At 76.4% G+C, this 4428-nt stretch carries 4 protein-coding genes; 2 read left to right on the top strand and 2 right to left on the bottom strand.

Annotated elements, in window-relative coordinates; genetic code table 11:
• The first annotated feature begins 366 nt into the window (after positions 1 to 366).
• Positions 367 to 1335: an alpha/beta fold hydrolase gene (locus tag HCJ92_RS22455; RefSeq protein WP_167935437.1), complete on the top strand. Its 969-nt coding sequence runs from the start codon at positions 367 to 369 to the stop codon at positions 1333 to 1335.
• 160 nt (positions 1336 to 1495) lie between these two features.
• Here HCJ92_RS22455 and HCJ92_RS22450 read toward each other — a convergent pair whose 3' ends face one another.
• Both HCJ92_RS22450 and HCJ92_RS22445 read right to left on the bottom strand, forming a co-directional pair.
• Positions 1496 to 2365: a PHP domain-containing protein gene (locus HCJ92_RS22450; RefSeq protein WP_167935436.1), complete on the bottom strand. Its 870-nt coding sequence runs from the start codon at positions 2363 to 2365 to the stop codon at positions 1496 to 1498.
• Between the two features lie 252 nt (positions 2366 to 2617).
• Entirely contained in the window at positions 2618 to 3265 is a 648-nt protein-coding gene (locus HCJ92_RS22445) for a DUF6758 family protein (RefSeq protein ID WP_167935435.1), read from the bottom strand.
• A gap of 343 nt (positions 3266 to 3608) precedes the next feature.
• On the opposite strand from HCJ92_RS22445, the gene HCJ92_RS25200 reads away from it, so the two are divergent.
• Positions 3609 to 4193, top strand: a complete 585-nt coding sequence (locus tag HCJ92_RS25200; protein ID WP_338054330.1) for a suppressor of fused domain protein — start codon at positions 3609 to 3611, stop codon at positions 4191 to 4193.
• Positions 4194 to 4428 lie beyond the last annotated feature (235 nt).

Below are 4428 nucleotides of genomic sequence, written 5' to 3'. Positions count from 1 at the left end.
CCCTCCTCGGTCTCGGCGCCCGCGGGCTCCGCGGCCTCGTCGCCGTCGCCGCAGCCGCTCCGGTGGCGGAAGCGGCGGCCCGGCGGCCACCGCCGAGGCCTGAGGGCGTGTTCGAGACCCCACGCCGGGCCCGCCACGCCGGCCACGGCCATCTGCTGCGTTGTCAGGGACACCCGAGTACACCCGGTGTGAGGGCGCCCCTTCGCCTTGCAGCTGACCGCATCCGACGCCGCGAGCCGATCCGACTCGGGGTCTCGAACCCCCTCTGAGCGGTCCGTTTTCCCGCGGTACCGCCGCCGTGACGACCACGGGCGCCGTCCTCCCCGGACCACGGGGCGGGCGGCGCCCGCTCGTTACAGTGGAGCGGTGAGCAGACCGCCGTATCTCGACAGGCCGCCGCAGGTGACCGACCGGTCGCTGTCCACCCGCCGCGGCGCCTTCGCGGTGCTGGACGGCGTTCCCGCCGGACCGCGGCGCGGCACGGTGCTCCTGGTACCCGGCTTCACCGGCAGCAAGGAGGACTTCATCGCCTTGCTGCCCCCGCTGGTGGAGGCGGGCTACCGTGCGGTCGCCGTCGACGGCCGCGGCCAGTACGAGAGCCGGCCGCCCCGGGACCGCAGCGGCTACCGGATCGGGGCCCTGGCGGAGGACGTCCTTGCGCAAACCGCCGCGCTGCTCGCCGAAACCGACGCACCCGGGCCCCCCGGGTGCGAGGTCCCCGACGCCCCCGCCTCGGTGGAGGACACCGCGACCGACGCAGGGGCCCACGGGACGACGGGCTCCCCGGCTCCGTCCCCCCGGGGCCTGCACCTGGTGGGGCACTCGCTGGGGGGTCTCATCTCGCGGGGGGCGGTGCTCCGTGACGCGACGCCCTTTCTCTCGCTGACCCTGCTCTCCTCCGGGCCCGCCCGGGTGGCGCGGGTGCCTCGCTGGCGGACCCGCGCCTTCGGCGCGGCGTTGCCGCTGGTCGGGCCGGAGCGGATCTGGCGGGCCCTCCACCGCGGGGAGGACGACGACCCGGTGAGCGCCTTCATGCGGCGGCGTTGGCTCACCACCGACGACGGCCAGCTGCGGGCGCTGGGCCGACAACTGCGCTACGAGCCCGACCGGGTGGCACGCCTGGCGGCGTCCGGCGTCCCCGTGCACGTCGCCTCCGGCGAGCGGGACGACGCGTGGCCGCTGCCGCTGATGGACGACATGGCCGCGCGGCTGGGCGCCCGCCGCACCGTGATCGAGGGCGCGGACCACTCGCCCAACGCCGAGCGGCCGGGGCCCACGGCCGCCTCGTTCGTGGCGTTCTGGCGTGACGTCGAGGAAGGGCGGGCCCGGGGCTGAGCCATGCCCGGGCTCGGCCCGCCCGGGGTGGACCGGTCGCCGTCGCTGCTCCGGCCTCACCCCGCCCGGCCGCCGGCCGGCCGTCACCTGCCGCGGGTCGGCCCTCGCCGGGTGTGGGCCCCGTGGCAGGACCTGCCGGGACGGCCGGCGGCGGGCCGGTTCAGGAACCGCCGGGGCGGCCCGCCGCCGTCACGGGACGGGCGCCGGTCGCGCGGGCCACGAGCGCCGCGTACACCTCGGGGTCCGTGGTGCCGTCGCCGAGCGCGGCGAGCTTCCGGCTGCCGTGGTAGTCGCTGGACCCGGTCGGCAGCAGGTCCAGCTCCTTCGCGATCGACCGCAGCCGGTCACGGGTGGCCGGATCATGGTCCAAGTGGTCGACCTCGACGCCGTCCAGTCCGGCCTCGGCGAGGGCGGCGAGGTCCTCCTCGGTCACGATCCGGCCCCGGGAGGAGGCGAAGGGGTGGGCGAACACCGCCACCCCGCCCGCGGCGTGGATCCTGCGGACCGCGTCCGCCGCGTCGAGTTCGTGCTTCCCGGTGTGGGCCCGCCCGCCGTCCCCGATGTACTGCGGGGTGAAGGCGTCGGAGACGGTCGCGACGACCCCGGCCTCCACCATGGCGGTCGCGATGTGCGGACGCCCGATGCTGCCGTTCGGGCCGGCGAGTTCCCGGACCCGCTCGAACTCGATGTCCACGCCGTCCTCCCGGAGGAGCTCCACCATGCGGCGGGCGCGCGGTACCCGGTCGTCCCGCAGCAGTTCGCGCTCCCGGGCCAGCGCCGGCTCGGCAGGGTCGAAGAGGTACCCGAGCATGTGCAGGCTCACCTCGCCGAGTCGGCAGGAGAACTCGGTACCGGTGACGAGCGTCAGCCCCGGCGGGAGGGCCGCGAGTGCCTCGGCGTGCCCCGCGACGGTGTCGTGGTCGGTGAGCGCCACGACGTCCAGGCCGGCGCCCGCCGCCGCGCGGACGAGTTCGGCGGGTGAGTCCGTGCCGTCGGACGCGGTGGAATGGGCATGCAGGTCGATGCGCACGTCGGCGTTCTCCGTTGCGGTCGTCGGGGGCGGGCACCGCCCGCACCGTACGGGTCGCACCTCCGCCGCGGGGACGGCGTCGCCCGGGTGGCCGCGCCGCCGCCGGCGAGGGTGCCCCGACCGGGTCCGCGTCGGCCCGCCGGAAGCCGTGGCCAGGATAGCCCCGGTCGTGTGCCGTCGGGAGGTCCGTCCCCGCCGCCCGCACGGCGAAGGGCCCCGCCCGTCGCCGACCGGGGCCTCGGTGGAGCGTTCTCAGCGGTGCGGCGACAGCAGCTTGGGCGACAGCGCGCCGCACGGGATGAGGTCTATCTCCGACCCCGCCTCGCGGAGGTCGGTCAGCACCAGTTCGTCGTAGAGCAGCGGGCCGGACTCCGCCGGCCAGCTGATCGCCCACAGCCACAGGCCGCGTGCCTCGCCCGCGAAGACGGCCCGGTCCGGGGGGACCTCCGTGACGTTCCACAGGGGGGTGGGCCGCCCGGTGGCTGTTATCCGCGCCTGGGGGGTGCTGGACACGTCCATGTGCGGCGTCGGGTCGGGCCCGGCGAGACCGGCGTAGGCAGCTCCCAATCCGACGCCCAACTCCTCGGCGACCAGAATGAGTTCACCGCCGCCGCCGAGGGGAGCGGGTCCGGAGCACGCGACGGCGGTGGCGCGACCGCCGCTGCGGTCGTCGCCGGCGCAGGCGACCCCGGTGAACAGCCAGCCCACGGGAAGGGGCCAGGGCATCCACACCGGGACCTGGGTACGGCCGAGGACCACGGCCAGCGCGTCGATGCTCGGTGGGATGACAGGTTGGAGCGGATGGACCGCGCCGTGTCCGTCGCACTGCCACGTGTCGGCGAAGAGGCCGGGCGCTCGCACCCGGCCACCGCACTTCGGGCAACTGGGTTCGCCCCTCATGAACGACAACGGTCCCCGGGGAACGTGCCCCCGTCAAGCATGCTCGCCCGGGCAGCGCCGCCTGATTCCGGCCGTCCGCGCTGGGCGGCCGACGCACGGGGCACCGGAAGCACCGCAGGTCACAACTGTGTCGCCGGTCCCGGCCGAGGTGTTCACCCCGCGGGTGCGCAGGGCGTGCACGTGGCGCGTGAATTGCTCAAACACGCCCCATGTCACTCGTTCGGGTGGTCGATCCCCACGCCCCCGCGCGGGCGAGAGGCTCCGTGCAGCCCGTCGCCTCCGACCGCGGTGCCGCTCGCCCCGCCGGGCGGCGGCGAGTGGCACTGCCCGTAGGGTCGGTGTCGTGGAGACACGAGCACTGGTCGAGACCGCCCTGACGGACGCCCTCGGTGAGCCCGACGCCCGGGCGTCGGTCACCTTCCTCGGCACCGACCGCATCGAGGTGCTGCGGTTCACCCGCGACGAGCCCCGCCCGTACGTGCGCTACGCGACCCTCGGCATGTCGGACGCGCCCATGGCCGACCCCACCGCCGTCGTGGCCGACCCCGACCGCGGACCGCGCGCCGAACTCCTCCTGACCCTGCGGCCCGCTCCCGGGGCGCCCGTGGACCGGGTGCTGCGCGCCCTCGCGGTCTTCGCGGCGGGCCCGCAGGTCGAGGGGGTCGTCGTGGCGCCGGGTGCCTCCCTCGACCTCGGTGAACCCCTCTGGCCCGGTGCGCGGTTCACCTCCGTCCTCGTCGGCGACCCCGACCCGGTTCCGGACGTCCCGCTGCCGGCGCCCGCCGAACCGGTCCGCGTCCTGCCGCTGCTTCCCATGACGGCGCACGAGGCCGCCTGGAAGCGCGCCCGGGGCGCCGAAGCCCTTCACGACCGGTGGTCGGCGACGGCGACGGATCTCCTCGACCCGCTCCGCTCCTCCGCCGTCTGACCCGGCCGCGTCCGGTAAGCCGCCACCGGGGAGTTCATCCGGCCGCCACCTCGGGGACCCGCGGCTGCCACCGCCGGGGCGCCCCGCGCTGGATGGATGGCCGGTGCAGCCGTCCGACCGGGCCGGTGCACCAGTCACGCCACGGAGCAGGAGCAGCGATGATCGCCCACCCCCGGACCGGCGCGGCGGACCGCGCGGACGTCCCCGCGCGCGGGCCGGTGCGGCGCCGCCGAGC

Origin of the sequence: Streptomyces spiramenti (assembly GCF_012034385.1) — a bacterium.
GTDB lineage: Bacteria > Actinomycetota > Actinomycetes > Streptomycetales > Streptomycetaceae > Streptomyces > Streptomyces spiramenti.
Note: the sequence above shows the minus strand (reverse complement) of the source record. Positions and strands in the feature narration are given on the sequence as shown.

Bases quoted from the DNA above. Each gene is read 5' to 3' on its own strand.
- HCJ92_RS22445 (WP_167935435.1), bottom strand. From the start codon at position 3,265: ATGAGGGGCGAACCCAGTTGCCCGAAGTGCGGTGGCCGGGTGCGAGCG.